Origin of the sequence: Pseudomonas sp. JV245A, from assembly GCF_032424515.1 — a bacterium.
GTDB lineage: Bacteria > Pseudomonadota > Gammaproteobacteria > Pseudomonadales > Pseudomonadaceae > Aquipseudomonas > Aquipseudomonas protegens.
The window spans coordinates 1-4,217 of the sequence record NZ_VYKE01000259.1 but is presented as its reverse complement, the minus strand read 5'-3'; the positions used below and the strand labels follow the sequence as shown (position 1 = coordinate 4,217).

Sequence of the window (4,217 nt, the reverse complement as noted above, 5' to 3'; positions counted from 1 at the left end):
GCGGCCAAGGCGCCGCTCCAGCCTGCCCCGCGCAGCCTTTTGCCGTACGCCGCGAACCCGGGTTCACGGCGGCCGGAAGGCGCCTGCGCGGGCCCCCAGCCATTACGAGGGTTTCGTCATGTTTCATCTACAGGCACTCGACCTGGCGCGCATCCAGTTCGCGTTCACGGTCTCGTTCCACATCATCTTTCCCGCCATCACCATCGGCCTGGCCAGTTTCCTGGCGGTGCTCGAAGGCTTGTGGCTCAAGACCCACAACAGCACCTACAAGGACCTGTACCACTTCTGGTCGAAGATCTTCGCCGTCAACTTCGGCATGGGCGTGGTTTCCGGGCTGGTCATGGCCTACGAGTTCGGCACCAACTGGAGCCGCTTCTCGGACTTCGCCGGGAGTATCACCGGCCCTCTGCTGACCTATGAAGTGCTGACCGCGTTCTTCCTCGAAGCGGGCTTTCTCGGGGTCATGCTGTTCGGCTGGAACCGGGTGGGTCGCGGGCTGCACTTTTTCGCCACGGTGATGGTGGCCATCGGCACCCTGATCTCGACCTTCTGGATCCTCGCCTCCAACAGCTGGATGCAGACGCCCCAGGGCTTCTCCATCGTCGATGGGCGGATCATGCCCATGGACTGGCTGGCGATCGTCTTCAACCCGTCCTTCCCCTTGCGCCTGATGCACATGGCGATTGCCGCATTCGTCGCCACGGCGTTCTTCGTCGGATCGAGCGCCGCCTGGCACCTGCTGCGGGGCAACGACACACCGCCGGTGCGCAAGATGCTGTCGATGGCGCTGTGGATGGCGCTGATCGTGGCACCGATCCAGGCGGTGGTCGGTGACGCCCATGGCCTGAACACCCTGGAGCACCAGCCGGCGAAGATCGCCGCCATCGAAGGCCACTGGGAAAACCACGGCAGCGAACCCTCGCCCCTGGTGCTGTTCGGCATTCCCAACATGGACGGCGAGAAAACCGACTACGCCGTGGAAGTGCCCTACCTGGGCAGCCTGATCCTGACCCACAGCCTGGATAAGCAGATCCCGGCGCTCAAGAGCTTCCCCAAGGAGGACCGGCCCAACTCGGCCATTGTGTTCTTCAGCTTCCGCATCATGGCCGGCCTGGGCATGTTGATGATCCTCACCGGGTTGCTGGGCCTGCTGCTGCGGCGCAACGGCGGGCTGTACCGCAACCGCCTGTTCCTGCGCCTGGTGCTGTGGATGGGCCCCAGCGGCCTGATCGCCCTGCTGGCGGGCTGGATCACCACCGAAGTCGGGCGCCAGCCCTGGGTGGTGTACGGCCTGCTGCGCACCAGCGACGCCGCCTCCAACCACAGCGTGGCGCAACTGAGCATCTCCCTGGCGCTGTTCGTGGTGATCTACTTCTCGGTGTTCGCCGTGGGCATCGGCTACATGATGAAGCTGGTGCGCAAGGGCCCGCAGCCCCACCACGAGCATCCGCCCAGCACTGCGCCCGGCCAGGAGCCGACTCCGCGCCGGCCGCTGTCGGCCATTCCCGAGACCTTCGCCACCGGCGACCACCACCTCTGATACAAGGGCAACCAACATGACGATTCAAGGCATAGACCTGTCATTGATCTGGGGCGTGATCATCGCCTTCGGGGTGATGATGTACGTGATCATGGACGGCTTCGACCTGGGGCTGGGGATCCTCTTTCCGCTGATCCCCGATGCCCGGGAGCGGGACGTGATGATGAACACCGTGGCCCCGGTGTGGGACGGTAACGAGACCTGGCTGATCCTCGGTGGCGCGGCGCTGTACGGCGCCTTTCCCCTGGCCTATTCGGTGATTCTGGAGGCCCTGTACCTGCCGCTGATCTTCATGCTGGCAGGGCTGATCTTCCGCGGCGTGGCCTTCGAGTTCCGCTTCAAGGCCAGCCCCGAGAAACGGCACATCTGGGATTGGGCGTTCATCGGCGGCTCGCTGCTGGCGACCCTGTGCCAGGGCATTGTGATCGGCACCTATATCAGCGGCATCCCGGTGGTCGATCGGCAGTTCGCCGGCGGCACCCTGGACTGGCTGGCGCCCTTCCCGCTGTTCTGCGGCCTGGGGCTGATCGTGGCCTATGCGCTGCTGGGCAGCACCTGGCTGCTGGTCAAGACCGAAGGCATGCTGGAAGCGCGCATGCGCCACTACACCCGGCCCCTGGCGTTCGCGCTGACCGCGGTGGTGGCGGTGCTCTGCGTGTGGACCGCGCTGCTGCACCCGGAGATCGCCAACCGCTGGTTCAGCCATGCCCATATCGTGATCTTCGGTGCGCTGCTGGTGCTGGGGCTGGCGGCACTGTTCGGGCTCCTGGGCACTTTGCGCCAGCACCATTCCCACTGGCCGTTCGTGTTCACCCTGGTGCTGGTGTTCCTCGGCTACATCGGCCTGGCGTTCAGCATCTGGCCGAACATAGTGCCGCCGTCCATCAGCCTGTGGGAGGCGGCTTCACCGCTGTCCAGCCAGCTGTTCATCCTGATCGGCACCCTGTTCATCCTGCCGGTCATCCTGATGTACACCTGCTGGAGCTACTACGTGTTCCGCGGCAAAGTGAGGATTGGCGATGGCTACCATTGATCGAGCTACACCCCTGCCCTGGCACAAGGCTGTGGCGCAACTGAGCCTGCTGTTCATCGGCGCACTGCTGATGCTCGCCTGCAGCGGCGCACTGATGCTGGAGCTGGCGCATGGATAGGCTATCGACGCGGCCGGCATCCACCTGGCAGCGGTTGCTGTGGATGGGGGGTATCTGGCTGGCCAGTGTGGTGGGCCTGGGGCTGGTGGCCGGCGTGTTGCGGCTGCTGATGCAAGCCGCCGGCATGCACAGCCACTGAGCAGGGGCGATAACGCCTGCAACCCCGGCCCGCAATAGCGGGCCGGTTTTTTTTGCGCCTACAGGCCGGTGGGCGCGCGCTCGGCCAGGTCTTCCAGCAGGTCGGCGGAGGGCACGAAGAACAGCCCGCCGGTGACCGCGGTGCTGAAGTCCAGCAGGCGATCGTAGTTGCCTGCAGGGCGGCCGACGAACATGTTCTCCAGCATCTGCTCCACCGGCCGTGGCGAGCGGGCGTAGCCGATGAAATAGGTGCCGAATTCCCCGGCGCCCGGGCGGCCGAACGGCATGTTGTCGCGCAGGATCTTCACCTCCTCGCCGTTCTCTTCCAGGGTGGTCAGGGAGCTGTGTGAGCAGCTGGGTTTCACTGCATCGTCGAGTTCGATATCCGACAGTTTGGTGCGGCCGATGATGCGCTCCTGGGCCTCCACCGTCAGTTCGTTCCAGGCGGTCATGTTGTGCAGGTACTTCTGCACCAGCACGTAGCTGCCATTGCAGAACTGCGGGTCCTCGTCCCCCACCAGGGTGAAATCCACCGCCTCGCGGCCTTCCGGGTTCTCGGTGCCGTCGACGAAGCCGACCATGCTGCGCATGTCGAAATAGCGGAAGCCCTGGACCTCGTCCACCACCTTGATCGAATCCCCCAGGGGCTTGAGCAACTGCGTGGCCAACTCGAAGCACAGGTCCATCTGTTCGGCACGGATGTGCAGCAGCAGGTCGCCGGGAGTCGATGGCGCGCGGCGCCCCTCCACGCCCACCTCGATGAACGGGTGCAGCGACGCCGGACGCGGGCCGCCGAACAGGCGGTCCCAGGCGCTGGAGCCAAAACCGCAGACACAGGACAGATTGCCCCCCGGGACGCGCTTGCCCACCGAACGGGTCAAGGCGGCGATATCGGCGCACCAGTCGCGCACGGTTTGCGCGGCAGCGGCGCCGGGCGCCAGGGTGGCGACGATGAAGATCGCGCTACGGGTGATGGGATTGCAGATGGCTTGGGGCTCGGGCTTGCGCTCGGCCAGGGAGGACGGCTGGGTCATTATGGGTTCCACAGGCTGCGGTCGGAAAAATCACCGACAGGAAAATAGCAGATTGTGACCTTGGCCAGGGAGATTGCTCCCCCTGGAAGGTGCCGCCCTCCCACTCACCGAATCCCCGGGCCATCAAGCATCTCTGGCCTCCCACAGCGCACGACCCTGTAGCCGCTGCCGAGCCTGCGAGGCTGCGCAAAGGACCGCAGGGCCTTGCTTGGCGATCTACCGCCGGGCATCAGCGTTTTCCGGATCGCCGCGGCCGCTACGCGACCGTGCGCAGCCTGCGGCAGCGGCTGCACGAGTCGCGAGGCGCTGTGACGCTGTGGCTCCGTTCAAGCGGGGCTTGAGCGCAACACTCGC

5 protein-coding genes are annotated in these 4,217 nt (G+C 65.4%); 4 read left to right on the top strand and 1 reads right to left on the bottom strand.

Annotated features, from left to right (window positions below; translation table 11 throughout):
• Positions 1-118: 118 nt before the first annotated feature.
• From F6S12_RS30090 to F6S12_RS30075, 4 genes are read left to right on the top strand one after another with little or no spacing between them, the layout of a single operon-like run.
• Positions 119-1,540, top strand: coding sequence for a cytochrome ubiquinol oxidase subunit I (locus tag F6S12_RS30090; RefSeq protein ID WP_125063460.1), 1,422 nt, complete (start codon positions 119-121; stop codon positions 1,538-1,540).
• Between the two features lie 16 nt (positions 1,541-1,556).
• Positions 1,557-2,573 carry a cytochrome d ubiquinol oxidase subunit II gene (cydB, locus tag F6S12_RS30085; protein WP_011062007.1) on the top strand — a complete coding sequence of 339 codons (1,017 nt, stop codon included), beginning with the start codon at positions 1,557-1,559 and terminating at the stop codon, positions 2,571-2,573.
• Positions 2,560-2,691, top strand: a complete 132-nt coding sequence (locus tag F6S12_RS30080; protein ID WP_015636146.1) for a hypothetical protein — start codon at positions 2,560-2,562, stop codon at positions 2,689-2,691. Before cydB ends, F6S12_RS30080 begins: the two co-directional genes overlap by 14 nt.
• Positions 2,684-2,830, top strand: a complete 147-nt coding sequence (locus F6S12_RS30075) for a DUF2474 domain-containing protein (protein WP_011062008.1) — start codon at positions 2,684-2,686, stop codon at positions 2,828-2,830. The genes F6S12_RS30080 and F6S12_RS30075 overlap by 8 nt, the downstream gene beginning before the upstream one ends.
• A gap of 58 nt (positions 2,831-2,888) precedes the next feature.
• Here F6S12_RS30075 and F6S12_RS30070 read toward each other — a convergent pair whose 3' ends face one another.
• On the bottom strand, positions 2,889-3,863 hold the full coding sequence (locus F6S12_RS30070; RefSeq protein WP_015636148.1) for a Dyp-type peroxidase: 975 nt from the start codon (positions 3,861-3,863) through the stop codon (positions 2,889-2,891).
• Positions 3,864-4,217: the final 354 nt, after the last annotated feature.